A 26,156-nucleotide genomic window follows, 5' to 3' on the forward strand; every position below is an offset into this window, starting at 1 on the left:
GGCTTGTTCATACAACGCGTCTAACGGCATGGATTCACGAAGTGAATCCTTCGCCGACAGACTTTTGCAACAACGCCGGCCCAGGCCGAACAGATAATAATAGAATGTCGAACGCGTGGGTCCGAGAGAGCTTGAACTGAACTTGAACAGGAAATTGGTGACCCCCAGGCAGGCCATTGAAATCAGGATGAACACCAGGTGCATATGACACCACCTTTTCAGTGATTTGCGGCCCTGATCATGGGCCCAGGTTCGGCCGACAATGCCGTTCGGTAGAACTGCTCTGTTCCGGGGGATTCAATCGCCACTTAGTGCGGTCACCAAACTGTTTTCAAGGCGATATTACGGGTTCGGCGGATTTGCTCAACCCCTGTTTGTATCGGTTTGGCCAATGGAATGCTCGGCGGGCCGAACCAATGGCTGCTGTGGAGAGGCGACAAGGGCCTCCATGCTGAAATGGGGTCAGCGCGCCAGCCGCGACAGGATGTCCTCGGACAATTTGCGGATCGCTTCGCCGGTGGCGGCGGCGATGTCGCCCGGAGCGGTTCCGGCCAGGGGGATTGTGATCTCGAACCGTTCGATGCGGTCGCGGATCACGCTCTCGTAGCTGGTCAGCGCGTAGCTGCCCGTCAGCGCAAAGGTGCCGTCGGCGCGCGCCACCATCCGGGTGATGCGGACCTCGGCGCGCACGTCGGCGGGGGTTTCCAGCGGCCATGGCTCGGCGGCCACGCGCGCATTGCCGGCGCGCGCCATGTGGTCGGCCAGCGCCAGGGTCATGGCGCGCTGCGGCGTGTCGGCCCAGATCGCGCCGTCGATTTCGCGCAGGGCGCCGTCGGGGGATTCCACTAGGATTTCAGAGGCTTCCGCATAGGCGGGCAGAGAGACGTCGCGCAGCTCGATGCTGCCAACCACCAGACGGCGCGGTTCGGGCGCGGGCGCGTTGTCGATCAGGTAGCGGGCGTCGGAGGCGCCGCAGGCGGCAAGCAGAAGAAGCGGAAGAACCAAGAGGAAACGCATGATCTATTTTCCAAGCAGCAGGGAATTGGGGTCGCGTTCGATGGTGCGGGCCAGTTTGGCGATCGCCTCGGCGGCCTTGCGCAGCTCGCGCAGAGTGTCGAGCGTGTCGCGGTTGAAGGCCGATCGTTCGCCGTAATCGGACAGAGTGCCCTGGGCCTGAAGCACGAGGCCCTCAAGCCTGCGCGACAGCTCGGGCAGGGCGTCTGCGGCGGTGGCCACGGCCTCGGCCGCGGCGCGGGCCGAGGCGAGCGTGGCGTTGGTATTCTCGACCGTGCCGCCCTGGCGCAGTTCGGCCAACGCGCCACGCGCTTCGTCCAGCGCGGCGCTCAGGCTGCGGGGCAGGTCGCGGGCGGCGTCGGTGTCGATCAGGCGGTCGGCGGCGTCCAGAAGATCGGTGGCGCGGTCGGCCAGCGACTGCAGCTCAAGCTCGTTGGCGGTGGCGGTCAGGGCGCGCAGGTCTTCGACCAGCTGCGGCACACCCTCGATGGCGAGGCTGACATCGCCCGCGGCGGTTTCGGCGGCGGTCAGCGCGTCGGTCAGTTTCTGCACCGATTGCGCGGTGCGCAGATCGTCGATGACGCCGCGCAGATCGCCCACGGCTGCGTTGGCGTTGGGCACCAGCCCGCCGTCGGCCGTCAGCGTGGTGATCGCGGCGCGGGCCTCGTCGAGCGCGGCGGTGACCGAGGCCGGCAGCCCCTGCGTCGCCGGATCGGCCAGCAGCGTGTCGGCGGTGGCGAGGATGGCGGCAGCCTGCGAGACCAGATCCTCGAGCGCCAGCGCCTCGGTCTTGGCCGAAAGAGCGCGCAGGTCGTCGATCAGCGCGGGCACGTCGGCGGTGGCGGTGGTCACGGCCGTGGCGGCGGATTCGGCGGCGTCGAGCGCCTCGACCAGCTGGGTGGCGGCCTGGGCGGTGCGCAGGTCCTCCAGCAGGGTGCGGATGTCGGCCATGGCGGCGCCGATGTCGCGGGGCAGGGCCTGGACCTCGTCGGCGCCGATGACGCCCCGGGCGTCCTCGAGCAGCGCCAGCAGCGCGTCGGGCGCCTGGCGGGTGCCGTCGGCGGCGGCGACCGCCTCGATCGAGGCCATCAGCGAGATCGCCTGCTGCATCAGCTCTTCCACGGGCAGCGCATTGATCCGCTGCAGAAGGCCCTCGGCCGTGGCGGTCACGTCGGGCAGATCGGACGGGGCGGAGGGCAGGACCGGGAATTCGCCGCCGAAGACGCTCAGTTCGGCCGGGGCGGCGTCAGGCACGTTGGCCAGCTCGATGATGAGCGCGGTCGAGAAGATGTTGCGCGTCGAGAGCACGGCGCGCAGGCCCTGTTGCACCTCTTCGCCGAGAAAGGCGATGGTCTCGGCCTCGCCGGCGTCCTCGGGCAGGCCGAGCGCCTGGGGGTCGATGGCGATGGTCACGCGCAGGCGGACCTCGGGGCCGTTCGCGCGTTCCTCGATCACCGCGCCGATGGCGTTGACCACGCCGACCTGCACGCCGCGAAACAGCACCGGCGAGCCCGCCTCGAGCCCGCTGACGGATTCGTTGAACTGCACGGTAAGCTGCACCGCATCGGCGTCGAGCGCGTTGAATACGCTGTCGCGGGCGGCGTTTTCGCTGGGAAAGAGGTTGAAGACATTGCCCGGCTCGATGGCGTTGCCGCCGGAAAACACGGTGTCAAAGGCGACGCCGCCGCGCACCAGCGCGGCAAGGCTGTCGACCGACACGTCCAGCCCGCCCGCGCCGAAGGAAAACGAAAAGCCCGAGGTGTCCCAGAACCGCGTCGCGGTGGTCAGGCGCTGGTCGTGCGGCGCCTCGATGAAGGCGTCGGCGACGACGCCAGAGCCGGATTCCAGCAGGCGGGGAGTTTCGATGCGCCCCACCTCGATGCCGCGGAAATAGATCGGCGCGCCCGACGACAGGCTCGAGCCGTCGGGGGCCTGCAGGGTGATGCGCGTCCCGCTTGTGCCGGGGCGCACCAGCGGCGTCTTCGCCAGCCCGTCGAAGACCGTGGCCGCGGCGCCCGCCTGCGGCTCGAACGCCGCTTCGATGAAGACGCCCGACAGCACCGTCGAAAGGCCCGAGATGCCCGAGGCCGTGACCTCGGGCCGCACCACCCAAAAGCGCGCGTCTTGCGGCAGGTTGGCGGCGACGGTCTGGTCGATCCGGGCGGCGACGACGACCTGGCCGAGGTCCTCGGTGAACTCGACGGCCTCGACCACGCCCACGCGCACGTCGCGGTAGCGGACGGTGGTTTCCTCGGGCGTGACGCCGGCGGCGTTGTCGAAGGTGATCTCGATCAGCACGCCGCGGTCTGACCAGGCCTGCCAGGCGATGCCCAGCGAGATGACAAGCGCGACCAAAGGCACCAGCCAGATCAGCGACAGATTGCGCAGGGGTGACCGGCGCGGCGGCAGGATTTCGGGGCGGGGCGGGTTTTGGTCGGTCATTTATCCGGTTCCGGCAGGTCGGCGTCCCAGATGAGGCGCGGGTCGAAGCTCTGCGCGGAAAGCATGGTGAATGCAACCGAAAGTGCAAAACTGACCGCGGCGATCCCGGGATTGATGCTGGCGGCGAAGTTCAGCTGCACCAATGCCGACAAAATCGCCACGACGAAGACATCGATCATCGACCAGCGACCGATGAACTCGACGATCTCATAGAGCCGGTGGCGGCCATGGGCGCGCATCGGCGCTTGGTGCCGTACCGTAAGCGCCAGATAGGCGATGGCGATGAACTTGGCCACCGGGATGACGACGCTGGCGATAAAGACAATCGCCGCGATCCCGTAGGCGCCGTGGTGCATCAGGTCGATGACCCCGCCGACGATGGTGCTTTCGGTGATTTTGCCCAGCGAGGTCGTGCGCAGCATCGGATAGACGTTTGCGGGGATGTAGACGACGATCCCGGCAAAGAGCCAAGCCCAGACCCGTTGCAGGCTGCCGTCGTCGCGGCTTTGCAGCGCGGCGCCGCAGCGCAGGCAATGGGCCTGCGCTGGGGGGTGGACACGGCCGCAGCGGGTGCAGGCCACAAGGCCCGCGGACCGCGCGGTCAGGCCGTGCGGCGGTGATGCAGCGTTTTCCATATGGTAACCCGGCACATGAAGCTGTCGTGCAGCGCGGTGACGATAACGAGGCCCACAAAGGCCCAGAACGCGGGGCCGAGTGACAGATGCGCAAGGCCCGCGACCTTGATCAGCGCCACCGCGACGCCGACGATGAAAATCTCGGCCATGGCCCAGGGGCGCAGGGCCTCGGCGAGGCCGAACGCGGCCTCGGCATGGCGCGCGGGGCGGTGGCCTATGGCCATCGGCCCCAGCGCATAGATCAACGCGGCCAGCCGCAGCCCCGGCAGGATCACCACCGCCGCGGCCATGACGAGCGTCAGCGGCGCGGTCAGCCCGCCCGAAAAGGCGGTGACGGCGTCGAGCACCGAGCTGCGCCGCTCCATCCCCGCCGCGCTGAGTTCCAGGAAGGGAAAGAAGATCGCCGCCACCAGCAGCACCAGCGCCGCCGTGGCCAGCATCAGAATGCGTGTCATCGCCTGCGCTCGGGGCGCGGCCAGAACCGTGTGGCAGCGCACGCAGCGGGCGGTCTCGCCAAGCGCGACCTCGGTGTCGGTATAGAGCGCGTCGCAGGTCGGGCAGGCGATCAGCGTGTCGAGTTCGGGGTCGATCGTCATACGGGTCACCTTAGCGCGGTTCGGGGCCGAGGAAACCCCCGCCCGGTGCCGGCCTGAAAGGGGAGGTCCCGGGGCAAGCCCGGGACTGCGGCGCGCGGGGCGGTTGCGCGGGCGCGCTCAGCTGCGCGTTCCGGCGAAGCGGGCCTGCCAATCTTCGCGCTCGGCATCGGTGATCTTGCGGAAGGTCACGTCCGGAACCGTGAAGGCGTGGCCCGCCGGCAGGGCCTGCAGCGCGGTGTCGATATCGCCGGGCCAGCCCGCATCCTCGTCGTGCATCGCCGCCAAGAGCTGCGCGCTGGCGTCGGGGATGAAGGGCGACGAGATCACCGCGTAAAGCCGGATCAGGTTCAGCGCGAGCCGGATCTGGGCGGCGGCATGCTCGGGGTCTTCCTTGAAGGTCGACCAGGGCGCGGCCTCTTGCAGGTATTCGTTGCCCAGCACCCAGGCCGCGCGCAGCGCGCTTGCGGCCTTGCGCACCTCGATCGCCTGCATATGGCCTTCGTATTCGCGGATCTTCGCGGTCACATCGGCGACGAGCCGCTCTTCCAGCGCGCCGGGGGTGCCGCCTTCGGGCACCACCTCGCCGAATTTCGAGCGGCAGAACTTGGTCACGCGGCTGGCGAAATTGCCCAGCACATCCGCCAGATCCTTGTTCACCGAAGTCTGGAAATTCTCCCAGGTGAATTCCGCGTCCGAGGTTTCGGGCGCGTGGCTGAGCAGCCACCAGCGCCAGTAATCCGCCGGCAGGATTTCCAGCGCCTGATCCATGAAGACGCCGCGCCCGCGCGAGGTGCTGAACTGGCCGCCGTCGTAATTGAGGTAGTTGAAGGACTTGATGTAATCCACCAGCTTCCAGGGCTCCTCCGAGCCGAGGATCGTGGCGGGGAAGCTGAGCGTGTGGAAGGGCACGTTGTCCTTGCCCATGAACTGGGTGTAGGTCACGTCGTCCGCGCCCTTGTCGGTGCGCCACCAGCGTTCCCAATCGTCGGCTTTGCCCGCATCGACCCATTCCTGCGCGCAGGCGATGTATTCGATGGGGGCGTCGAACCAGACGTAGAAGACCTTGCCCTCCATCCCCGGCCAGTCGGCATCGCCACGCTTGACCGGGATGCCCCAGTCGAGATCGCGGGTGATGCCGCGGTCCTGCAGCCCGTCGCCGTCGTTGAGCCACTTTTTGGCGATCGAGGTGGTGAGCACCGGCCAGTCGGTCTTGCTGTCGATCCAGGCAGAGAGCTTGTCCTTCATCTGCGATTGGCAGAGGTAGAGATGTTTTGTTTCGCGGATCTCGAGGTCGGTGGAGCCCGAGATGGTCGAGCGCGGGTTGATCAGATCGGCCGGGTCGAGCTGCTTGGTGCAATTGTCGCATTGGTCGCCGCGGGCGCTGTCGAAGCCGCAATTGGGGCAGGTGCCCTCGATGTAGCGGTCCGGCAGAAAGCGGCCGTCGGCCTTTGAATAGACCTGCTTTTCGGTCACCTCGCGGATCAGGCCCTTGTCGGCCAGAACGCCCGCGAAATGCTGGGTCAGCCGGTGGTTCTGCGGGCTGGATGAGCGGCCGAAATGGTCGAAACTGAGCCGGAAGCCGCGGGCGATCTCGGCCTGGGTGTCGTGCATTTCGGCGCAGTATTCCGCGACCGGCTTGCCCGCCTTGGCCGCGGCCAGTTCGGCCGGGGTACCGTGTTCGTCGGTGGCACAGAGAAACAGCACCTCGTGGCGGCGCGCGCGCAGGTAGCGCGCGAAGAGATCGGCGGGAAGCTGGCTGCCCACGAGGTTGCCCAGGTGCTTGATCCCGTTGATGTAGGGGATCGCGGAGGTGATCAGATGCCGTGCCATGTGTTCGACGCGCCTTTGCTGCGGTTTGGCGTGACTTAGCGGATGTTGCGCGGCGTTGCCAGTGGCGGAAGCGAGGGGCCGGCCCCTCGCGCTCCCCGGGATATTTATGACCAGATGAAAGGGGGGGGGTCAGTCGTGGTCGCGCTGGCGGCGCAGCAGGCGGCCGATGAGGAAGGTGGTGCGCGGCGCGTAGACGTAAGGCGTGCGCGCGGCCGAGGCGGGGCGGGCGCGCATCCTGACGAGGCCGAAGATTACCAGGAGCGCGTGGCCTGCGCCGATCATGGCGAACAGGGCAGGCGGGCCGTAGGCGTTCATCAGCAGCGAGGCGGCATAAGGGGCGGCGATGGCGCCGGTGGCGTACCAGAACATCAGCGCGGCCGAAAGCTCGACCCGTTCGTCGCTGCTGGCGAAGTCGTGGGCATGGGCGGAGGAGACCGAGTAGATCGGGAAGGTGGTGAGCCCGAAGATGGCGGCGGTCAGAAGGATGCCCGGGGTGGGCAGCCCGGTCAGAAGTGCTGTGGCGGCGGAACTGGCGATGGCCGCAAGGCTCAGCCAGATCAGCACATAGCGGCGGTCGTAGCGGTCGGCGAGCCAGCCCACCGGGTATTGCGCCAAAGCGCCGCCCGCGACGAAGGCGGCCAGAAAGAGCGCGATCTGGTTCGCCGCCAGCCCGACGCCGGTGCCGTAGATCGGGCCCACCATGCGGAACGAGGCCGAGCTGAGCGCGGCCACCAGCACGCCCGCCACGGCGAGCGGCGAGCGGTCCCAGGCCAGACGCGGGCGCAGGCGCGGGGCGCTGGGCACGTCGGGCTGGGGCGTTTTGGTGAGCGTCAGCGGCAGCAGCGCCGCGCAGCAGAGCAAAGCGAGGATGTTGTAGCTGACGTAATGCGCGGGCTCGAGCACGCCGATCAGCAGCTGCGCCACCAGCGACGCGCCCATGTCCGCCACCCGGTAGGCCCCCATGGCGCGGCCGCGGGTTTCGTTGGTGACGGCGGCCTGCAGCCAGGCCTCGATCACCGTATAGCAGCCCGCGATGCAGAGCCCCGAGGCCAGCCGGAACACCGCCCAGGCATAGGCGTCGATCACCAGCATATGCGCAATGAGCCCGATGCCGCCGGTGGCGGTGAAGGCGGCGAAGGCGCGCGCGTGTCCGACGCTGCCCATCAGGCGCGGTGCCCACCAGCATCCCGCGAAGAAGCCCAGGAAATGGGCCGAGCCCAGAAGGCCGATCTCGGCCGTGCTGAAGCCCAGCGCAAAGCCCGAGAGCGCGTCGAGCGGCCCGACGCCGCCCGAGCTGAGCTGCAGCAGGATAACCGAGAGGAACAGAGCGGCGAATGAGATCGGCAGGTGCATGGCCTTTGGGGACCATGGCGGGTAAGCGATGTCGACGCCTAATGCGACGCGGGGGTGTCGTATTTGCCGGGCGGGCGGGTGCGCAGGCCCGTGCGGGGGTCAGGTGTCGACCACCTCCATGCCCTTGTCTGGATGCGCGCGGTAATGGGCGAGGCGGCTTTCCAGCTCGCCGACGTGCAGTTCCAGCTTGTGTCCGTCGGGGTCGCGGAAATAGAGCGAGGCGCCTTCGGAGCGATTCTCTTTCCAGCGTGGGGCGTGGGCGTCGATGCGGGCGGCCAGCGCGTCGAAATCCCTGGGCGCGCAGGCCAGGGCGAAGTGGCTGTCGTCCTCGCGCGTTGCGACTGCGGCGGCAACCTCGAGGCAGAGCCAGAGCGTGCCGAGCTCGAGATAGGCGGCGCGGCCCCCGCCTGCCGCCAGCCGCCCACCCAGCACGTCGCGGTAGAAGGCAAGGCTGCGATCCAGATCGGTGACGCAGAGCGTGATGTGGTTGACGCCGGTGATCGGCATCAGAACTGGTCGTCGCCCTGCTGCTGCCAGGGTTTCACGAGGTTGCCGAAGCGGGTGAACTGACCCTCGAAGCTAAGCTCGACCGTGCCGATGGGGCCGTGACGCTGCTTGCCGATGACGACCTCGGCGCGGCCGTGCAGGCGCTCCATCTCTTCCTGCCATTGCGCCATCTTTTCCAGGTCGTGATCGCCGGGTTTTTCGCGCTCTTTGTAATATTCCTCGCGGAACACGAACATCACCACGTCGGCGTCCTGCTCGATCGAGCCGGATTCGCGCAGGTCCGAAAGCTGCGGGCGCTTGTCCTCGCGGTTTTCCACCTGGCGGCTGAGCTGCGAAAGCGCGATTACGGGGATGTCGAGCTCTTTGGCTATGGCCTTGAGGCCCTGGGTGATTTCCGAGACCTCGTTGACGCGGCTGTCCTTGGCGGTGGCGGGGCGGACGAGCTGCAGGTAGTCGACTATCAGCACGTCGAGCCCGTGGGTGCGTTTCAGCCGCCGGGCGCGCGCGGCCAGCTGGCTGATCGGCAGGGCGGGCGTGTCGTCGATATAGAGCGGGCAGGCCTCGAGCGATTTGGCGGCATCGACGAAGCGGCGGAATTCGGCCTCGGTCATGTCGCCGCGGCGGATCTGCTCGGAGGGCACCTCGGCGGCCTCGGAAAGGATCCGTGCGGCCAGCTGCTCGGCGCTCATTTCCAGGCTGTAAAAGCCCACGACGCCACCCTCGATGGCACCCTCGCTGCCGTCGGGCCGTGTGCCGCGTTTGTAGGCCTTGGCGATGTTGAAGGCGATGTTGGTCGCGAGCGAGGTCTTGCCCATCGACGGACGCCCCGCGAGGATCAGAAGGTCGGATTTGTGCAGGCCGCCCAGCTTGCGGTCCATGTCGATCAGGCCGGTCGAGATGCCCGCCAGCCCGCCTTCGCGCTGATAGGCGGCATTGGCCACGTTGACCGCGTCGGTGACCGCGCGCAGAAAGCTTTGAAAGCCGCTTTCGGTCTGGCCCTGCTCGGCCAGCTTGTAAAGCGCCTGCTCGGCCTCGACGATCTGTTCGCGCGGCTCCGAGCTGACCTCGACCTTGCTGGCCTTGTCGGCGATGTCGCGCCCCAGCGCGATGAGGTCGCGCCGCACCGCCAGATCGTAGATCATCTGGGCATAGTCGCGCACGGCGAAGCTGCTGACCGCCGCCCCGGCCAGACGCGCCAGATAGGCCGGGCCGCCCAGTTCCTTGAGGCCCTCGTCATCCTCCATGAAGGCCTTGAGCGTCACCGGGCTGGCGAGGTTGTTCTTGGCGATGCGCGCGGCGGCGATCTCGAAGATGCGGGCGTGGACGGGGTCGTAGAAATGCTGCGCGCCGATGATCGCGGCGATGCGGTCGTAGATGTCGTTGTTGGTCAGGATCGCGCCCAAGAGCTGCTGCTCGGCCTCGATCGAATGGGGCATGGTCTCGGCGGACTGCACCTCGACGCCGGTGGGATTGAAACTGGTGATTTCGTTCATGTCGCTGCCCCTGCCGCTCTGTTTTTATGGCCGTGCCGCCCTGTCCCGGCGTCCCGGTGTTTTAACGAACCAAAGCGCTTTGCCACAGTGGAACAAGTCTGTGGACAAAGGCCGGGAAAACCGGGCGGTCGGGCCCCCGGACGGTTCAGGCTGTCATGATATGGGAAGATCCCGGCTTATGTCCACAATATCCTGTGGCTGTGCGCGATTCGTGATCGTTTTGCAAACGCGCCGCGGTGGATATGTTTATTTCGCGTTTTCTTCTCGCCACTTATGCGGATCGTCGATGAAGGCCTCGACCTCGGCCAGGGTTTCTGCACCGAATTTGCGCTGTGCGCGGGCCTCGGCCAGCACGTCGCGCCAGGTGCAAAGATAGTGCAGATCGACACCGTGATCGCCCAGGGTTCTGATCGTCTCGGGGAAGATGCCGTAGTAAAAGATCACCGCCGTGTGGGCGCAGCTGGCGCCGGTTTCGCGGATCGCGTCGACGAAGCTGAGCTTGGAGCCGCCGTCGGTCGTCAGGTCCTCGACCAGCAGGACGCGCTGGCCCTCGGTCATCGCGCCCTCGATCCGGGCGTTGCGGCCGTAGCCCTTGGGTTTCTTGCGCACATAGGTCATCGGCAGCGCCATGCGTTCGGCCACCATGGCGGCGAAGGGGATGCCCGCCGTCTCGCCGCCGGCGACGTTGTCGAAAGCCTCGAAGCCCGCGTTGCGCATCACGGTCACGGTCAGGAAATCCATCAGCGTGGCGCGGATGCGCGGGAAGGAGATCAGCTTGCGGCAGTCGATATAGACCGGCGACAGCGCGCCCGAGGCGAAGCGGAACGGCTCGTCGCCCATGAAATGCACCGCCTCGATTTCCCAGAGCATACGCGCGGTCAGCCGCGCCATTTCGTCGGATGTGGGGTAGGAGGTGGGGATCATGGTCTTGTCCTTGCGGGCGTTGGGCGTAGGGGGCAAATGCCGGGTGCCTCCGGCGGGAGTATTTTTGCCAAGAAGAAGATCAGGTGACGCGCCAGTGCAGCGGCATCATCGGGTCGAAAACGGTGACCGGGCCGTCGCCGGTATCGATCTTGTCGGGATAGGCGACCGGTGCGCCCCTGGTCAGGGTGATGGTGGCGTCATTGGCGGGCAGCTTGTAGAAGGCGGGGCCGTTGAGCGAGGCGAAGGCCTCCAGCCGGTCGAGGGCGTTCTCTTGTTCGAAGACCTCGGCCAGGATCGACATCGTGTTGGTCGCCGTGAAGCAGCCGGCGCAGCCGCAGGCGTTTTCCTTGAGCGGGTCGGTATGCGGTGCGCTGTCGGTGCCCAGAAAGAAGGTCGGGTCGCCGGAGGTGGCGGCGGCGCGCAGGGCGAGGCGGTGCTCTTCGCGCTTGGCCACGGGCAGGCAATAGTAATGCGGCTTGATCCCGCCCACGAGGATGTGGTTGCGGTTGATCACCAGGTGATGGGTGGTGATCGTGGCGCCCAGGTCGGGCCCGCCCGAGCGGGCGTAATCGGCGCCCTGTTTCGTCGTGATATGCTCCATCACCACACGCAGGCCCGGGGTCGTGGTGCGGATCGGGTCGAGCACGCGGTCGATGAACACCGCCTCGCGGTCGAAGATGTCGATCGCCTGGTCGGTGACCTCGCCATGTACGCAGAGCGGGCAGCCGATCTCGGCCATGCGTTCGAGCACGGGGCGAACCTTGTCGAAGTCGCGCACGCCGCTGGCGGAGTTGGTGGTCGCCCCGGCAGGATAAAGCTTGACCGCCGTGATCAGCCCGTCGGCATGGGCGCGGGCCAGATCGTCTGGATCGGTGTCCTCGGTCAGATAAAGCGTCATCAGCGGCGTGAACGCCGCGCCCTCGGGCAGGGCCGCGAGGATACGTTCACGGTAGGCGGCGGCCTCGGCGCCGGTGACCACCGGGGGCACGAGGTTGGGCATGATGATGGCGCGGCCGAAATGGCGGGCGCTTTCGGGGGCCACGGCGCGCAGCATCTCGCCATCGCGCAGATGCAGGTGCCAGTCGTCGGGGCGGCGGATCACAAGCTGGGTCATGGGCGCGGCGTAGCATGTCGCCCGGGGCCTGCACCAGAGGATTGTCGCGGCCTGCGCGCTTTGGCACAGTGAAGGCGCTGACCACAGGCGAGGTGCCGTATGATCCTGACCCTCATTCTTGCCGCGGCGGCGGGCTGGGCCACCCGCCCGGCCGAACCGCAAGTGACCGAGGCGCTGCTGCGCCTGCTTGGAGAGGAGGGCCTGCCCGACGCCACGGGCCGCCGGGTGGCGGCCTTTGCGGCGATGCTGGCGGTGGCGGCGGTGTTCCTGGCGCTGCTCGACGTGGAGGGCCATCCGCTGATGCTGATCCTGGGCGGGGCGCTGGGCTATTTCCAGCAGGAGATCCGCGAGGCGATCCTGGCCCGGCGGGGCTGATCAGCGCGCCCGCGCGGCCTGCAGCTGTTCCAGCTTGCGGCGAAAGCGCGGGGCGTTCATGCGGCCGACCACGTTGCGGCAGAGCCATTCGGCCAGAAGCGGGCGGCCCTCGGCCTCGAGCCGGGCCAGCAATTTGCGCAGATAGGGCGCATGACCCCGTCGCGCCCGCAGCATCCGGGCGAACCCGGCGGTGTCGAGCGACCCGTCGGCGGCGGCGGTCAGCAGCGGCACGATCAGGTCGAGCTCGATCAGATCGCCCTGGAGCGCGTCGCCCATGAAGGGCAGCCGAAAGCGCGTAACGTTGCGCCGTTCAAAGAGCGCCGAATGCATCGCATCGAGCTGTTCGCGCGGATCGTAGAGCACATAGGCCCGGTCCGAGGCGTCCAGCATGTCGGGGGCATAGCCGTATCGCTCGGTGAAATCGGTGCGGCGCATGGGCAGAAAGCGCCGGTCCCATTCCGCGGTGCGCGGATCGAGCGTGGCCTGCGGCTGCAGCACCAGCACGCGCGCACCCGGCGCGGCAACGGAAAAGGCCGCCGCCGCATAGCCGCAGGGCCCGGCGCCGTAGAAGACCACATTGTCGAATTCGTCGAAGAAGCCGTCGTCGATCAGCTGGTCGAAAAAGCCGTAGACCCGGTTGTCGCGGAACCAGGTGTCGGCGGTCGAGATCAGCGCGAGATGGGACCAGCCTTTGGCCTGCACCATGTCCCAGCCCAGCGGCGTGCCGGTGTCCGACAGGGTCTGGATGCCGGGAAAGGTTTCGAAGGTTACCAGCAGGGTGTCGCCGTCTTCGACGAAGATGGCCTGGTGTTTCGGGCCGAGATCCTCGGCAAAGCCACGCTCGGCCCCGACCTCGGAGACGCGCGCCATCCAGCTGTCCCAGGGGACATCCGTCAAATCCAGCGCCGAAAGGTCGCTATTGTCCTGCATCCTGGCCTGCCTGTCCAAATCCCGCACGGATCGCGCGTGTAGCTTGGAAACAATGACCGGGCATTCAGGCGGAATTGTGTAAAATCCGGGGAAAATTCCGGATGCGGCCGGGGATGGGGCTGTGGTGTCAGGAGGCGGCGTCGCGGGCGCGTGTGGCGTGACCGATCAGGAAGGCCGCCTCTCCCTGCGTCAGCGGGCGCGAGGGCGGGGTCATCAGCAGCCGGCCGAAAAGCGCGCGGTAAGGCTCTTCGGCCAGCAGCCGGTCGAATTCGGCCTTGCGCCAGGCGACGGCGGCGTCGCGCAACCGCGCCAGTTCCGGGTCGGCGGCCAGCTCGGCGCGGAGCGCGGCGACGCGATCGGACAGGGCCAGGATCGAGCGGTCCTCGTCGGTGTTGAAGTTCCGCTCGGTCCAGTAATCGAGCCCAAGCCGGTGGTCCGAATGCACGGCCCGCCCGCGCGCGGCCTTGAGAACGAAGCTTTCCATCGCACCCAGCGGGTAATGGTTGAGCTGCGCCAGGCCGTAGTTGGAGCGGCCGTAAGGGCTGAAAATCCGGCGGGTGCGGAACTGATCGTCCAGCTCGCGCCCCTCGCCGTCGAACCATCGCGCGGCGGCCACGCGGTCGGGATGCGGGTTGCGCGGGCGGTGGACGCCGAGGTTCCGGTAGGTCCGGTCGTTGCGGTAGAGCGTCTTGAACATGGCCGACCGCCAGGGCCAGTGCATGACCACCGGGGCCGCGTGGGTGAATTGCTGCGTCACGGGCGTGTCTTGGTAGCGCACGACGCCGGCATTGCCGAAAAGCCGCCAGGTCAGGGTGATGGCCCCGGCTTCGGGCAGGGCGGCAATGAGCGCGGGCAGGGTGCGGTCGCCCACATGGACATTGACGAATTCGTCGATATCGAGCGGCAAAAGCCAGTCGGCGTCTTTCACCGCGGCGGCCTTGTCGGCCAGTTTCAGCCCGGTGAACTGGATGCCGCCCTTGTCGTAGGGGCCGTCGTTGCGGATGTGGGTGACATGGCCCAACTCGGCCAACCGGTCGAGCATGGCGTCGGTGCCGTCGTCGCAATCGTTCGACAGCGCCACCACATGGGTGATCCCGCAGGTCAGATGATGCGCCAGCCAGTCGAGCAGATAGGCGCCTTCGTTGCGCAGGCAGAGGACCGCCGCGATCCTCACCGCGCGCCACAGTCCCGGGCTTGACCCGGGACCTCCCGGCCGGGGGCGGGGTGGAGGCCCCGGGTCAGGCCCGGGGCTGTGTTGCGCGAGGTCTGGCGCATGACCCGGATCACCAGCCTTTGCGGAAGGTCACGACCTTGGCCTCGGAGGCCTTGGGGAAATAGGTCAGACCGGCCTTTTGCATCGCGTCGAAAACCGCCTGCACGCCCGATTGCCCGATCCATTGCGGGTGCAGTTCGATGATCGCGGCGCGAAGGCCGGTCCAGTCGCCGGCGGGCAGAAGATCGGCCTCGGCCCCCTCGATGTCGCAGACCAGCACGTCGGGTTTGACGTCGTCCAGCACGTCGGCGACCGGGTGCTGGGCGATCTTGACGGTCTCGACGATGCTGTCGGGATCGGCGTCGCGGTCCATCGAAGAGCCGAGGAAATTGCGGCGGACGTGGAAGTCGACTGGATCGCCGGCTTGGGCCGACAGCAGCGCGTTGCGCATCTCGACATTTTCGACCCCGTTGGCCTCGTGCACCGTGGCGATATAGGGGATGAGGGCGGGGTTCGCCTCGTAGCTGACCACGCGAGCGACCTTCTTTTTCACCGACAGCAGCGTCGACATGTAGCCGATGCCGCCGCCCAGTTCGAGCACGGTGTCGCCCTCGTTCACCACGCGCATGACCGCGTCGCATTCCTTGCGCTCATAAAGCCCCTCGCGCAGGGCGCCGCGCACCCGGCCGGTGGTGATCTCGGGGTGTTTGGGGATCTTCAGCCCGCGCGATTTGATAAACGGGCTGCGCTGCCGCATCTGTCCGCCGTCCATGTCAGCTCTCCATATCGAGGGCGAGCGCATAGGCGACCCGCTCGGTTTCGGTCAGGCGCAGTTTCAGTGCCTGTTGGTAGAGGTCTTCGAATTCTGGCATGCCGTGCAGTTCGGCCGCCTTGGCGCGGTGCCAGTCGAGGCCTTTGGTGTGCCATTCGGCCACCTGCGGGTCGGCCATCAGCCGGTCGTATTCGGCGCGCACCCGGGGGATGTTGCGCTTGATCGTGATGTCGCGGAAATCCGACCAGTCCATGCGGATCCAGTAGTTGATCCCGATGGAGCGGTCGACATGCAGCGCCCGGCCCCTCTGGCGTTTGATCAGGAAGGATTCCGCCGAGCGAAGGGCGTAGTGGTTGAGCTGCAAGAGATCGTAGCCGATGGTCTTCTTGGAGTTGCGCCAGCCGTTCTTGGCCACCTCATGGGTCATGTCGAGGCCCGAGCCGTTGACCCATTTCACCTTGGATTCAAAGGCTTCTGACAGTTTGTTCGGGCGGTGGCAGCTGATTTTCTGATAGGCGCCGATGTTGCGGAACATGGTCTTGAAGCCCCAGACCGTATGCGGCTTGGGGCAGTATTTCGGCGCGCAGGTGTCGAACTGGTCGATGACGAATTCGTCGGCCAGCCGGTGCACACCGTTGTGCCCGAAGAGCCTCCAGGTCATCGCCACGTTGGTCGCGTCGGGCACGCGTTCGAAGAAATCGTCGAGCGTGCCGTTGCCGCAGCGGATGTTCATGAATTCGTCGACGTCGATATGGATGATCCAGTCGGCGTTGCGGATCACCGGTTCCTTGAGCGCGTTGTTGAGTGCGTGCTGTTGGGGCGAATTGCCTTTCCAGTCGTCGTTGTTGCGGTGCTGGAGCACGCCCATCGCCTGCAGCCGGTCCAGGAGTTCGGACGTGCCGTCCTCGCAACCGTTGGTGTAGATCAGGAAGTCGTCGACGCCGATGGCGCGGTGATAGGCGATCCATTCGAGGATATAGGGCGCCTCGTTCTTCATGCAGCCGACGATGACGTTGCCCGAGCTGCCCGCGGGCAGGACGCGGGGCGGGGCGGGGGGATAGGCCGCGGCGAGCGCTTCTTCGTTGACGTGGCCCAGGCGGTTGTGCGGGGCGAAGGTGCTGCGTTGCAGTTTGAGGAAGTTCTGTTTCGCCAGCGGCGGCATCAATTCGCGGGCCGTGGGCGTGAGGATGGTGTCGACATCCGAATCGGCGGGCGTCTCATCCGCCCTTGCGGGCGTCTTCGACAGGGTGGTGAGGTCGGCGGCCTTGATGGCGCGTTCCTCTTTGGTGGCCTGCTGGATGCGCCAGCGGAAGGCCATCAGGTATTGCGTGGCGCGGAAGCCCAGCGTCGGGTCGGCCTCGGACCAGTCGGGGCGTTTGCGGTCGCGTTTCATCGCCGCCGGGTCGAGCCCGGGATGGTCCGCAGCCAGCGCCTTGATGTCCTTTTCGAACCGCAAAGACAGGGCCGAGAGGCTGCCCGGCGCGATCGGATCGCCATGGACTTTGATTTCGCCCAGGAACTTGCGCCAGAGCTGGCGGGGCAGGATCGCGTCGCCCCGCGCCAGCAGCCGCAGGATCGCGTCGTTCATCATCCGGCAACGGGTCATCCAGGCGGCGGAGGGCGGAGCGGGGAGCGTTTCGGGCTCGGCTTTGCCGATGGTGTCGGCAATGTCGAAGGCCGCGCGCAGCTCTTCGGTGGCGGCCTCGGAATAGAGGCTGCCCAGGTCGAGGCTGCGCAGCCGGGTGGCCCCGGGGCCAAAGACCGCGTCCCATTCCTGCACCAGCCGTGCATAATCCAGCCAGAACATCGCGCCCTGCACCTCGCCGAACTGGCCGCTCTGCGGGTCGGGGTCGGGGCGGGTGGCCAGGGCCGCGTCCCACCAGTTGTCGGCATCGAGCAGCCCCAGCTCCAGCGCCAGCGACTGCGCGCGCCCTTCGAGCAGTTGCGCGGCGTAGCGGCGGACGGCCAGACGCGCGGGGTCGTCCACATGGGCGACGATGCGGATGTCGTCCGAGAGCGGCGCCAGCAGCGCCTTGAGCCGGGCGATTTCGTCGCGTCCAGACAGCGTGGCGCCCAGCTGATGCGCCGAGAGGATCAGCGTGTCGGGCTGCACGCGCGCGACCTCGGCCATCAGCCCGCGCTGCACCTCGTCGAAAAGCATCTGCTGCTTTTCCGGCGCGATGAAGCCGCGGTTGAAGCGCAGGCTGTCCACCGCGTCCGTCACCGCCATGAACACCCGTGTATGATTGCGCGCGCCCGGGCTGCGGGCATAGAGCACGCCTTTGCCCGCCAGCTGGTCGCGCTTGGCGTCGAGCACCCGTTGCAACCGGTCTGATGCGGGGCCGTCCGGCCCGATATGCAGATAGATCCGCATCACGCCGCCCCTCTGGCGCGGAACGAGGTGTTCTCGTTCGCCTTTCCCCACCAGGGCAGGGTCAGACCCAGATGAGCCGAGAGCTTGGCGGGGGCCTCGGGGTCGGCGGTGTCGTATTCCAGAAAGCGGTCGTCGCCGGCAAAGACGCAGCGCAGGAAGGCGTGATGCGCCTCGATCCACTGCACCCGCTCTAGCGTGGTGTCGCCATAGCCGCGCGGCAGGCCGGGGATTTGCCCCCGGGGCAGGCGGTCGGTGCCCAGATCGGACCAGCGCAACATGCTGTCCGACATCGCCCGCGCGTCGCGGCGCGAGGCGACGAAACGCAGCTGCGGATGCCGCGTGCGGAGCGCGTCGATCAGCCCGTAATCGGTCTGTGGCCAGAGGCAGAGCTGCGGGTTCAGCACGCTGATCTCGGTCAGCGCATCGAAGCCCCCGAGCCGCGTCAGCGGATCGCCGGTCTGGAAATAGCCGTCGTAAAGCTGGCGCGCCACGAAGGACCCGGCCAGACCGGGCACGGGGGCCTTGCCGCGCCGGATCTTGAAATCGGCCACCTTGAGACCGGCCTTTTCCAGCGCCACGCCCAGCGTGGTGGTGCCCGATTTCGGCAGGCCGAGGTTGATGATCTGCAGGCTCATGCTACCAGCCCCAGATCGGCCATCAGCTCTGCCTCTCCGGGGGGCAGGGCGGGCAGGTCGCGCAGATGCGCATACATCCGGGAATAACTCTCTTGCGCCATCAGCTCGGCCAGCCTGGCGCGGTGCAGGCGCACGCATTCGTCATGCAGGGCGCCCAGCGGGCCGTCCTTCATCTCTGCCAGCGCGGTGTCGAGGTCGGGCAGATAGCGCAGGATCGAGCGATCCTCCCACGCCGGGTCGTTGCGTTCGCGCCAATAGGTGTCGTCAAAGGCCCGCCCCTCGCGGTTGACGTCGCCCCGGTCGTTCTTGACCAGATAGCTGTCGAGCGAGCGCAGCGCGTAATGGTTCAGCGTGGCAAAGCGGCGCGCCCCGGCGGCGGGAAACTTGCGGATGCGGCGCGGGTTGGCCGCCACCAGGAACTTGTGCGGCACGCCGCGCCCCGACGCGTCCGTCCAGCGCGGGCGGCGCGCCTTGTCGAGCTTGTCGCGAAAGAACGGGCGGTGCGCGCCGAAATAATGCAGGGGGAAGTCGCACCGGGTCAGGGTCTTGACCTCGATCGCGGTCTCGGCGCACCAGAGGTCGGGATTGTGCGAGCCGGTGAACTGGCCAATGACCGGCGCATCGGCGAAATCCCTGACCCCGTCGTTGGCGAAGAACTGAAAGGTCACGCTGATCGCCTGCGGATCGCCGCAGGCCTCGATCAGGGCGGGGATCGTGTGATCGCCCACATGGATGTTGAGGAACTCGTCGACATCCGCGACCCAGACCCAGTCGGCGCCCGTGACGAGCTCCTGCTTGGCGGCGTGTTTCAGCGCTTCCATCTGGTAGTTGCGGCCCTTGGCGGGGTTCGGCAGATGGGTCACGCCGTAAGCCCTGAGCGCATCCAGCAGCCGGTCGGTGCCGTCGGTGCAATCGTTGGAATAGATCAGGAAATCCGTCACACCCAAAAGACGGTTGAACGCGATCCATTCCAGCAGGAACGGGCCCTCGTTCTTCACGCATGTCACGGCGGTTATGCGCATATTCGCGCCCCCGCAAGGTCGGTTGGGTGGATCACCGCACTGCCTCTTTCGCGTCCGCCGGTAGGATCCGGCGTGACATCTGCCTTAGGCGAATCATCGCATCTTGGGGGTTAGGCGTCAATCTTTCGCAAAAATCGGCCGCCCTGATCGGTGTATCCGTGATCTGCCCGCACCTTGGGGCTAAAGCGGCAGTCCGGGGCAGGGCAAAAGAAAAACGCGGCTCTTTTGCAAGAGCCGCGTTTCAGTCGATCGTCGCTTCGGCTTATGCCAGTGCGAGGTTCACCGCAGACTCGCGGCCATCGCGGCCGGCTTCGATGTCAAAGGTGACTTTCTGATCGTCGGCCAGGCCCTGCAGCCCGGAGCGCTCGACCGCAGAGATGTGCACGAACACATCCTTGCTGCCGCCGTCGGGGGCGATAAAGCCGAAACCTTTTGTCGTGTTGAACCATTTTACGGTGCCAGTGGCCATTCCCGTATCTCCTTAACAAATGCTGCCCACATCATGTGACAGCCCGGCGTGGTCGGTCTGGATCGAGAGACTGCGCGCCGTGTTAGGGAAGACAGTGGTCGAAAAAGAATAACGTTAGCCTGCGTTACTTATGTTCGTTTCGCGCCGATTGCAAGAGAGCTTGTGCAAGGCGGCTGGGTTGTCGTGGGCCCCGCGGCCCCGCCCGCCATGCGACCTATGCGCTATTGACCCTCGCCGCCCCGACGGGCAGCAAGGACCCCAACCGGAGACCTTCATGCAGATACCACAATCCATCGACGCCGTTCAGGAGATGCTGGAAGAGACCGGCTATGTGTGCAGCCGCGCGCTGGCGACGGTCGTGTTCCTGTCGCTGAAACTGGGCCGGCCGCTGTTTCTGGAAGGCGAGGCCGGGGTCGGCAAGACCGAGATCGCAAAGGCGCTGGCCCAGGCGCTGGGCCGCCGGCTGATCCGGTTGCAATGCTACGAGGGGCTTGATGCCTCGTCCGCGGTGTACGAATGGAACTTCCCCGCCCAGATGATCGCCATCCGCACCGCCGAGGCCGAGGGCAACGCCGACCGCGACATCCTCTCGCGCGAGCTTTTCGGCCCGGATTTCCTGATCGAACGGCCGCTCTTGCAGGCCATGCGCCCGGACGAGCACGGCGCGCCGGTTCTGCTCATCGACGAACTGGACCGCACCGACGAACCCTTCGAGGCCTTCCTGCTCGAGGCGCTGTCGGATTTCCAGGTCACCATCCCCGAGCTGGGCACGATCAAGGCGCCCGAGCCGCCCATCGTCATCCTGACCTCGAACCGCACGCGCGAGGTGCACGACGCGCTGAAACGCCGCTGTCTCTATCACTGGGTCGATTACCCCAGCTTTGCGCGCGAGGTCGAAATCCTGCAATCCCGCGCGCCCGAGGCCGCCGAAACCCTCAGCCGCGAGGTGGTGGCCTTCGTCCAGCGCCTGCGCACCGAGGACATCTTCAAAAAGCCCGGTGTGGCCGAAACCATCGACTGGGCCAAATGCCTGTTGGCGCTCGACGTGATCGACCTTTCGCCCGAGGTGATCTCGGACACCCTGGGCGCGCTCTTGAAATACCAGGACGACATCCAGAAAATCCAGGGTTCCGAGGCCAGAAAGATCCTCGACGACGCTAAGGCCGCGGTTGCCGAGGCCTGACGCGCCGCCCTTTCCCGGGCGGAAAGCTCTCGCGCGGCGCACGCATGTGGCGTGGCAGGGTGTCGACCCCTAGCGAAACACCCCGGTACCCAACCGGTTTCCGATAATCGACTCCAGCTGTTGCGGCGACTGGAACTGGTAAGGCGGGCGTGACTCGATCCGGGTGTCGGACAGACTTCTGAGACTGCGTGCGGTCTCTCCGGTCCATTCGGGTGTTTCCACGGCGATCACATTCCGGTTGTAGGACCTGAGCACAACCGCCCCGGACGGCGTCACGACCGGAATGCCCTGCAACGGATCGCTCGCCACCAACGGCACCTGCTCTCCGGCGGGCTCGAGCCCCATGGCAAGAAAACCGGAATCGTACGCAAGCGTCGCATAGCCCACGGCAAGATCGGGAATATCGGCGGCCCTGGACAGGGCTGCGTTTTCATTGGCGTAAAACGATACGACGCCCAGTGTTTCCCGGGTCATCTCGCCACTTGTCATCGCGGCCAGCATGTTTTCCTGATTGCGCAGGCCTGTCTCGCCAAGTGCGGCGACGGCCTGCGGATCGACGTCGACGACGCGCACGATATAATCGGCATACGACGGCGCTGCGTCAATGCTTCGCCAGTCTTGCGGAATTGCCGCAAAATAGGTGTTCATCCGGGCGGTTATGACGACCTCGGGCGTGTCGCAATCGAAAAAATTGTCATTTTTCTGATAGAGCCAGGACATCCGGACGATCTTGAATTCAATATCCGGCGTACAGTCTTCCAGTTCGAAGATGTGCACATACCCTTCCATCCTCGGTTCGATATCGGCCATTCTCTGGCGATCCTTGAACACTTGGATCCGCGCATCGACGTTGGGTTGGCGGGCCGAGTCGTCCCGTGCCGCCCAGACCCTAACCGTGACCGGCTCCGCCAGAGCCGGAAGGGCCGCGAATGAAAATAAAAGCGGCAGGAGCCTGATCCGCATCATCTTTTGTCTCCTTCTTTGCAAAAACGGCCATGAACGAACTGACCAGCCAGAAACACGTCGTCAAAGCCAACAGGATCGACGCCGCCACCATGGCCCAGGCGACCGTTGTAAAGTAATGTTCCACCATACGTCCGGTAATACTGGACCCGGACAGGAAAACCGGTGTGCGCTGCGCGCTTTTCGGAGCACGCAGCGCTTCGGCAATCGCATGCAGGCCAGTCTCGGGTGCGCCGGACTGATCGGCGTTTTGCGTCGGCGCGGTTGCGGGGAAATTCACGAACAGAAGACCGCTTTTGTTCGCAGGATTCGAGGCGACCGACAATTCTATGCGCGCCCCCGGCGACAGTGCCACAACAGCCTGGATCGCCGAGGCATCGGCAAAGATGCTGCTTCGGTCCAAGCCCGCCGCGATCGGTGCAAAAAACCGCGGGGACACATTCACCAGCCCGTTTTCATCGACGACAAAGCAGTCGCCACTTTGGTCGTCCTCGACGCATTTCATCGCGACCTTTAGGTTTGTAACCGTGGCGGTGCGCGACGCGTTGTAAAGCTTGAGCCGAGAGGTCTGCTGCGATCTTTCCAGGGAATAAACAATGGCAACGCCCGAGCGGATTTCCTCGACCACCGTTGTGACGTAAAATCCGATGATTGCCGTGAAGATGGCGATGAGGGCAGAGGCGAATTGGACTGGGAACATGATTTTGGAGGGTCTCTGGCGCAATAACCATGGAAAAAGTACCAGACATGCGGCTTTCGGGCGAGTTTTTTCTGCGCAAATCCTCCATGCGGCGAGTTTGGCCTGATGCCTGAATACATCCCGCTCGAGATCCCCGAGAACCCGCGCCTTGCGCAGAACGTGATCCACTTCGCCCGTGCGCTGCGCCGCGCCGGGCTTCCCGTGGGGCCAGGCCGGGTGATCGAGGCCATCCGCGCGGTCGAGGCGGCGGGCTTCACCGACAAGCGCGATTTCTACTGGACGCTGCACGCCTGCTTCGTCAACCGCCCCGAACACCGCGCGACCTTCGGCCAGATCTTTCGCCTGTACTGGCGGGATCCGCGGTTTCTCGAACACATGATGTCCTACATGCTGCCCGCCGTGCGCGGCGTGCAGGAGGAACGCATCGCCCAGGCGGCCGAGAAACGCGCCGCCGAGGCGCTGCTCGACGGCATGCAGCCCGAACCGCCCCAAGACACGCCGGAGCGCGAGGACGAGGCGACGAAGATCGAGATCGACAGCACCATGACCATGAGCGCCGAGGAGAAGCTGCGCACGCTCGATTTCGAACAGATGTCCAACGCCGAGATGGCCGAGGCGAAACGCATGCTGGCGCGGCTTAAACTGCCGGTGAAGCCGATCCAGTCGCGCCGTCTGATGGCCGCGCACCGCGGCCAGAGGGTGGATTTCCGCCGCACCATCCGCGCGGCCCTTCGCCAGGGCGGCGAACTGCGCGACATCCGTCTGGCGAAACCGCGCCCGCGCTGGCCGAACCTGGTGGTGCTCTGCGATATCTCCGGCTCGATGTCGCAATACAGCCGCATGGTGTTGCACTTCCTGCACGCGGTGGCCAATGAAAAGGGCGCGGGCTGGGCCAAGGTGCACGCCTTCACCTTCGGCACGAGGCTGACCAACATCACCCGCCACCTGGCGACGCGCGACGTGGACGCCGCGCTCAAGGCCGCGGGGGCCGAGGCGCAGGATTGGGAGGGCGGCACCCGGATCGGCCAATGCCTGCACGCCTTCAACCGCGACTGGTCACGCCGGGTGATGGGGCAGGGCGCGGTGGTGCTGCTGATCACCGACGGGCTCGACCGTGACGACGCAGGCGCGCTGGAGAAGGAAATGGAAAGGCTGCACCTATCGGCGCGCCGCCTGATCTGGCTCAATCCGTTGCTCAGATGGGACGGCTTCGCGCCGAAGGCCACCGGCATCCGCGCGATGCTACCGCATGTGGACAGCTTCCGCGCCGGCCATTCGATCCAGACGCTGGAGGATCTCGCAGGCGCCATATCCCGCCCAGAGGATCTGGGCGAAAAAGCCCGGCTCATGGCCCTGCTGTAACGCGCGGTGCGCATGAATGCGCACCCTACGATGTCGCGTCCGGCCCCGTAGGGTGCGCGGTCTCCGCGCACCGCCGCTCAGGCGAAGTGGCCGCCGAAACTCTCGCGGTAGAGCGCCGACAGCTCTTGCAGCGGCGCCTGAGAGCCGCCCATCTGAACAGCCTCGCCGCCGAACCGGCCCACGGTGGCAATCGGCACGCCCGCCCGGCCCGCCGCGACCATCAGCGCCTCGGCGGCGTCGAAATCGCAGGCTACCAGGTAGCGTCCCTGATCCTCACCGAAAAGCGCCGCCGTGTCGGCGCTGTCGAGCTGCACCCCCACGCCCGAGGCTTCGGCCATCTCGAAGGCCGCCAGCGCAAGCCCGCCATCGCTCAGGTCGGTGCAGCAAGCGATCCAGGCGCGGTTGGCGCGGATAAACTCGCCGTTGCGGCGCTCGGCGGCCAGGTCCACCTGCGGCGCGTCGCCTTCCTCGCGGTTGAACACCTCGGCCAGCAGCGCCGATTGCCCGAGGTGCCCCGTGCCTTCGCCGACCAGCAGTGCGATCTGCCCGTTCCGGGCGAACCCCAGGATCGGGTCCTCATCGGCCGCGATCAGCCCCACCGCGCCGATGGTCGGCGTGGGCAGGATGCCTTGCCCGTCGGTCTCGTTGTAAAGCGACACGTTGCCCGACACGATCGGCATATCCAGTGCCAGGCACGCCTGCCCGATCCCGTCCAGCGCGCCGACGAACTGACCCATGATCTCGGGCTTTTCGGGGTTGCCGAAGTTCAGGTTGTCGGTCGTCGCAAGCGGCGTCGCGCCCACGGCGCAGAGATTGCGGAACGCCTCGGCCACCGCCTGCTTGCCGCCCTCGACCGGGTTGGCGCGCACATAGCGCGGCGTCACGTCCGAGGTGAAGGCCAGCTTCTTTTCGGTCCCGTGCACCCGGATCACGCCCGCGCCGAAGCCGGGGATGCGCATCGTGTCCGCCATCACCTGGCTGTCGTATTGCTCGTAGACCCATTCGCGGGCGCAGTAATTGGGCGAGGCGACCAGCGCGCGCAGCGCGTCCAGCGGATCGACCTGCGGCACGTCCTCTAGCGGCTGGGCCGCTTCCGAGGGCACCCAGGGGCGGTCGTATTCCGGCGCGTTGCCCGACAGCGCCTTGAGCGGCAGATCGGCCTTCACCTCGCCATTATGAACGATCAGGAAGCGGTCTTCGTCGATGGTTTCGCCGACGATGGCGAAATCCAGATCCCACTTGTCGAACACCGCCTTGGCCTCGGCCTCTTTGGCCGGGTCGAGCACCATCAGCATGCGTTCTTGGCTTTCCGACAGCATCATCTCGTAGGCGGTCATGCCGGGCTCGCGGCAGGGCACCTTCTCCAGATCGAGCCGCACGCCCAGATCGCCCTTGTCGCCCATTTCCACCGCCGAGCAGGTCAGCCCCGCCGCCCCCATGTCCTGGATCGAGATCACCGCGCCGGTCTGCATCAGCTCCAGCGTCGCCTCCATCAGGCGCTTTTCGGTGAAGGGGTCGCCCACCTGCACCGTGGGGCGCTTTTCCTCGATGCTCTCGTCGAATTCGGCGCTGGCCATGGTCGCGCCGCCGACCCCGTCGCGCCCCGTCTTGGCGCCGAGATAGACCACGGGGCGGCCCACGCCCGAGGCGGCCGAGTAAAAGATCTTGTCCGCATCCGCGAGACCCGCGGCAAAGGCGTTGACCAGGCAGTTGCCGTTATAGGCGGGGTGAAAACGCACCTCGCCGCCCACGGTAGGCACGCCGAAGGCGTTGCCATAGCCGCCCACGCCCTCGACCACGCCATGCACCAGCTGGCGCGTCTTGGGGTGGTCCTTTTCCCCAAAGCTCAGCGAGTTCATCGCCGCGATGGGCCGCGCGCCCATGGTAAATACATCGCGCAGGATGCCGCCCACACCGGTCGCTGCCCCCTGGTAAGGCTCGATATACGAGGGGTGGTTGTGGCTCTCCATCTTGAAGACCACCGCCTGACCGTCGCCGATATCCACGACGCCGGCGTTCTCGCCGGGGCCGCAGATGACCTGCGGGCCGGTCGTAGGCAGCTTGCGCAGATGGATTTTCGAGGACTTGTAGGAACAATGCTCGTTCCACATCGCCGAGAAGATGCCCAGTTCCGTGAAGGTCGGTTCGCGGTTCAGGATCCGCAGGATTTCGGCGTATTCGTCGGGCTTGATCCCGTGCGCCTCGATCAGATCGTCGGTGATCGCCGGTTCCTGCATGTCGTCCCCCTGT

At 66.4% G+C, this 26,156-nt stretch carries 24 protein-coding genes; 3 read left to right on the forward strand and 21 right to left on the reverse strand.

All coding sequences use genetic code 11. The features are described from left to right. The 11 genes from RXV88_RS18805 to pyrC form a co-directional block, all read right to left on the reverse strand. Positions 1 to 204: hypothetical protein (locus tag RXV88_RS18805; RefSeq protein WP_316295044.1), on the reverse strand; the 204-nt coding region annotated here is incomplete at its 3' end. 258 nt (positions 205 to 462) lie between these two features. Then, entirely contained in the window at positions 463 to 1,017 is a 555-nt protein-coding gene (locus tag RXV88_RS18810; RefSeq protein ID WP_316295045.1) for a PqiC family protein, read from the reverse strand. A 3-nt stretch (positions 1,018 to 1,020) separates the two neighbouring features. Then, a complete protein-coding gene (locus tag RXV88_RS18815) occupies positions 1,021 to 3,456 on the reverse strand; it encodes an intermembrane transport protein PqiB (RefSeq protein ID WP_316295046.1) in 2,436 nt (811 codons plus the stop codon). Further along, on the reverse strand, positions 3,453 to 4,091 hold the full coding sequence (locus tag RXV88_RS18820) for a paraquat-inducible protein A (RefSeq protein WP_316295047.1): 639 nt from the start codon (positions 4,089 to 4,091) through the stop codon (positions 3,453 to 3,455). Before RXV88_RS18820 ends, RXV88_RS18815 begins: the two co-directional genes overlap by 4 nt. Further along, complete coding sequence (locus RXV88_RS18825; RefSeq protein WP_316295048.1) at positions 4,058 to 4,687, reverse strand: paraquat-inducible protein A; 630 nt, start codon at positions 4,685 to 4,687, stop codon at positions 4,058 to 4,060. Before RXV88_RS18825 ends, RXV88_RS18820 begins: the two co-directional genes overlap by 34 nt. Before the next feature lie 117 nt (positions 4,688 to 4,804). Further along, positions 4,805 to 6,517: a methionine--tRNA ligase gene (gene metG / locus RXV88_RS18830; RefSeq protein WP_316295049.1), complete on the reverse strand. Its 1,713-nt coding sequence runs from the start codon at positions 6,515 to 6,517 to the stop codon at positions 4,805 to 4,807. 129 nt (positions 6,518 to 6,646) lie between these two features. Then, positions 6,647 to 7,870, reverse strand: a complete 1,224-nt coding sequence (locus RXV88_RS18835; protein ID WP_316295050.1) for an MFS transporter — start codon at positions 7,868 to 7,870, stop codon at positions 6,647 to 6,649. 99 nt (positions 7,871 to 7,969) lie between these two features. Continuing rightward, positions 7,970 to 8,377 (reverse strand): VOC family protein, encoded by a 408-nt coding sequence (locus RXV88_RS18840; RefSeq protein WP_316295051.1) that lies wholly within the window; start codon positions 8,375 to 8,377, stop codon positions 7,970 to 7,972. Further along, the gene (locus RXV88_RS18845; RefSeq protein WP_316295052.1) at positions 8,377 to 9,870 is read right to left on the reverse strand and encodes a replicative DNA helicase; all 1,494 of its coding nucleotides are present in this window, start codon (positions 9,868 to 9,870) and stop codon (positions 8,377 to 8,379) included. Before RXV88_RS18845 ends, RXV88_RS18840 begins: the two co-directional genes overlap by 1 nt. A gap of 246 nt (positions 9,871 to 10,116) precedes the next feature. After that, the gene (locus RXV88_RS18850) at positions 10,117 to 10,794 is read right to left on the reverse strand and encodes an orotate phosphoribosyltransferase (RefSeq protein ID WP_316295053.1); all 678 of its coding nucleotides are present in this window, start codon (positions 10,792 to 10,794) and stop codon (positions 10,117 to 10,119) included. A 79-nt stretch (positions 10,795 to 10,873) separates the two neighbouring features. After that, complete coding sequence (gene pyrC, locus RXV88_RS18855; RefSeq protein ID WP_316295054.1) at positions 10,874 to 11,908, reverse strand: dihydroorotase; 1,035 nt, start codon at positions 11,906 to 11,908, stop codon at positions 10,874 to 10,876. A 99-nt stretch (positions 11,909 to 12,007) separates the two neighbouring features. On the opposite strand from pyrC, the gene RXV88_RS18860 reads away from it, so the two are divergent. Continuing rightward, positions 12,008 to 12,283, forward strand: a complete 276-nt coding sequence (locus RXV88_RS18860; protein WP_316295055.1) for a hypothetical protein — start codon at positions 12,008 to 12,010, stop codon at positions 12,281 to 12,283. Here the strand turns inward: RXV88_RS18860 and RXV88_RS18865 are convergent, their stop codons facing one another. The 7 genes from RXV88_RS18865 to RXV88_RS18895 form a co-directional block, all read right to left on the reverse strand. Beyond that, positions 12,284 to 13,213, reverse strand: a complete 930-nt coding sequence (locus RXV88_RS18865; RefSeq protein ID WP_316295056.1) for a phosphoadenosine phosphosulfate reductase — start codon at positions 13,211 to 13,213, stop codon at positions 12,284 to 12,286. Between the two features lie 127 nt (positions 13,214 to 13,340). Beyond that, a complete protein-coding gene (locus RXV88_RS18870) occupies positions 13,341 to 14,387 on the reverse strand; it encodes a glycosyltransferase family 2 protein (RefSeq protein ID WP_316295057.1) in 1,047 nt (348 codons plus the stop codon). Positions 14,388 to 14,496: 109 nt separating this feature from the next. Beyond that, complete coding sequence (locus RXV88_RS18875; protein WP_316295058.1) at positions 14,497 to 15,198, reverse strand: FkbM family methyltransferase; 702 nt, start codon at positions 15,196 to 15,198, stop codon at positions 14,497 to 14,499. Between the two features lies 1 nt (position 15,199). Then, positions 15,200 to 17,572 (reverse strand): glycosyltransferase family 2 protein, encoded by a 2,373-nt coding sequence (locus RXV88_RS18880; RefSeq protein ID WP_316295059.1) that lies wholly within the window; start codon positions 17,570 to 17,572, stop codon positions 15,200 to 15,202. After that, positions 17,572 to 18,207 carry a hypothetical protein gene (locus RXV88_RS18885; protein ID WP_316295060.1) on the reverse strand — a complete coding sequence of 212 codons (636 nt, stop codon included), beginning with the start codon at positions 18,205 to 18,207 and terminating at the stop codon, positions 17,572 to 17,574. Before RXV88_RS18885 ends, RXV88_RS18880 begins: the two co-directional genes overlap by 1 nt. Further along, a complete protein-coding gene (locus RXV88_RS18890) occupies positions 18,204 to 19,229 on the reverse strand; it encodes a glycosyltransferase family 2 protein (protein WP_316295061.1) in 1,026 nt (341 codons plus the stop codon). The genes RXV88_RS18885 and RXV88_RS18890 overlap by 4 nt, the downstream gene beginning before the upstream one ends. A 262-nt stretch (positions 19,230 to 19,491) precedes the next feature. Beyond that, a complete protein-coding gene (locus RXV88_RS18895; protein WP_316295062.1) occupies positions 19,492 to 19,698 on the reverse strand; it encodes a cold-shock protein in 207 nt (68 codons plus the stop codon). A gap of 274 nt (positions 19,699 to 19,972) precedes the next feature. On the opposite strand from RXV88_RS18895, the gene RXV88_RS18900 reads away from it, so the two are divergent. Then, the gene (locus tag RXV88_RS18900; RefSeq protein WP_316295063.1) at positions 19,973 to 20,881 is read left to right on the forward strand and encodes a MoxR family ATPase; all 909 of its coding nucleotides are present in this window, start codon (positions 19,973 to 19,975) and stop codon (positions 20,879 to 20,881) included. A gap of 69 nt (positions 20,882 to 20,950) precedes the next feature. Here the strand turns inward: RXV88_RS18900 and RXV88_RS18905 are convergent, their stop codons facing one another. After that, a complete protein-coding gene (locus RXV88_RS18905; protein WP_316295064.1) occupies positions 20,951 to 21,847 on the reverse strand; it encodes a hypothetical protein in 897 nt (298 codons plus the stop codon). Beyond that, positions 21,771 to 22,544 (reverse strand): hypothetical protein, encoded by a 774-nt coding sequence (locus tag RXV88_RS18910; RefSeq protein ID WP_316295065.1) that lies wholly within the window; start codon positions 22,542 to 22,544, stop codon positions 21,771 to 21,773. Before RXV88_RS18910 ends, RXV88_RS18905 begins: the two co-directional genes overlap by 77 nt. A gap of 105 nt (positions 22,545 to 22,649) precedes the next feature. Between RXV88_RS18910 and RXV88_RS18915 the strand changes: the two genes are divergently transcribed. Next, positions 22,650 to 23,906, forward strand: a complete 1,257-nt coding sequence (locus tag RXV88_RS18915; protein ID WP_316295066.1) for a VWA domain-containing protein — start codon at positions 22,650 to 22,652, stop codon at positions 23,904 to 23,906. Positions 23,907 to 23,983: 77 nt separating this feature from the next. Here the strand turns inward: RXV88_RS18915 and purL are convergent, their stop codons facing one another. Beyond that, positions 23,984 to 26,143: a phosphoribosylformylglycinamidine synthase subunit PurL gene (purL, locus tag RXV88_RS18920; RefSeq protein ID WP_316295067.1), complete on the reverse strand. Its 2,160-nt coding sequence runs from the start codon at positions 26,141 to 26,143 to the stop codon at positions 23,984 to 23,986. Between the last annotated feature and the right edge of the window lie 13 nt (positions 26,144 to 26,156).

The organism is Aestuariicoccus sp. MJ-SS9, assembly GCF_032586235.1.
Lineage (GTDB): Bacteria > Pseudomonadota > Alphaproteobacteria > Rhodobacterales > Rhodobacteraceae > Aestuariicoccus.

Coding starts and splice junctions, on each gene's coding strand:
- metG (WP_316295049.1), bottom strand. CDS start 6,517: ATGGCACGGCATCTGATCACCTCCGCGATCCCCTACATCAACGGGATC.
- RXV88_RS18865 (WP_316295056.1), bottom strand. CDS start 13,213: ATGCAGGACAATAGCGACCTTTCGGCGCTGGATTTGACGGATGTCCCC.
- RXV88_RS18880 (WP_316295059.1), bottom strand. CDS start 17,572: ATGCGGATCTATCTGCATATCGGGCCGGACGGCCCCGCATCAGACCGG.
- pyrC (WP_316295054.1), bottom strand. CDS start 11,908: ATGACCCAGCTTGTGATCCGCCGCCCCGACGACTGGCACCTGCATCTG.
- purL (WP_316295067.1), bottom strand. CDS start 26,143: ATGCAGGAACCGGCGATCACCGACGATCTGATCGAGGCGCACGGGATC.
- RXV88_RS18900 (WP_316295063.1), top strand. CDS start 19,973: ATGCAGATACCACAATCCATCGACGCCGTTCAGGAGATGCTGGAAGAG.
- RXV88_RS18835 (WP_316295050.1), bottom strand. CDS start 7,870: ATGCACCTGCCGATCTCATTCGCCGCTCTGTTCCTCTCGGTTATCCTG.
- RXV88_RS18915 (WP_316295066.1), top strand. CDS start 22,650: ATGCCTGAATACATCCCGCTCGAGATCCCCGAGAACCCGCGCCTTGCG.
- RXV88_RS18845 (WP_316295052.1), bottom strand. CDS start 9,870: ATGAACGAAATCACCAGTTTCAATCCCACCGGCGTCGAGGTGCAGTCC.
- RXV88_RS18840 (WP_316295051.1), bottom strand. CDS start 8,377: ATGCCGATCACCGGCGTCAACCACATCACGCTCTGCGTCACCGATCTG.
- RXV88_RS18910 (WP_316295065.1), bottom strand. CDS start 22,544: ATGTTCCCAGTCCAATTCGCCTCTGCCCTCATCGCCATCTTCACGGCA.
- RXV88_RS18860 (WP_316295055.1), top strand. CDS start 12,008: ATGATCCTGACCCTCATTCTTGCCGCGGCGGCGGGCTGGGCCACCCGC.
- RXV88_RS18890 (WP_316295061.1), bottom strand. CDS start 19,229: ATGCGCATAACCGCCGTGACATGCGTGAAGAACGAGGGCCCGTTCCTG.
- RXV88_RS18810 (WP_316295045.1), bottom strand. CDS start 1,017: ATGCGTTTCCTCTTGGTTCTTCCGCTTCTTCTGCTTGCCGCCTGCGGC.
- RXV88_RS18825 (WP_316295048.1), bottom strand. CDS start 4,687: ATGACGATCGACCCCGAACTCGACACGCTGATCGCCTGCCCGACCTGC.
- RXV88_RS18905 (WP_316295064.1), bottom strand. CDS start 21,847: ATGATGCGGATCAGGCTCCTGCCGCTTTTATTTTCATTCGCGGCCCTT.
- RXV88_RS18820 (WP_316295047.1), bottom strand. CDS start 4,091: ATGGAAAACGCTGCATCACCGCCGCACGGCCTGACCGCGCGGTCCGCG.
- RXV88_RS18815 (WP_316295046.1), bottom strand. CDS start 3,456: ATGACCGACCAAAACCCGCCCCGCCCCGAAATCCTGCCGCCGCGCCGG.
- RXV88_RS18885 (WP_316295060.1), bottom strand. CDS start 18,207: ATGAGCCTGCAGATCATCAACCTCGGCCTGCCGAAATCGGGCACCACC.
- RXV88_RS18875 (WP_316295058.1), bottom strand. CDS start 15,198: ATGGACGGCGGACAGATGCGGCAGCGCAGCCCGTTTATCAAATCGCGC.
- RXV88_RS18850 (WP_316295053.1), bottom strand. CDS start 10,794: ATGATCCCCACCTCCTACCCCACATCCGACGAAATGGCGCGGCTGACC.
- RXV88_RS18895 (WP_316295062.1), bottom strand. CDS start 19,698: ATGGCCACTGGCACCGTAAAATGGTTCAACACGACAAAAGGTTTCGGC.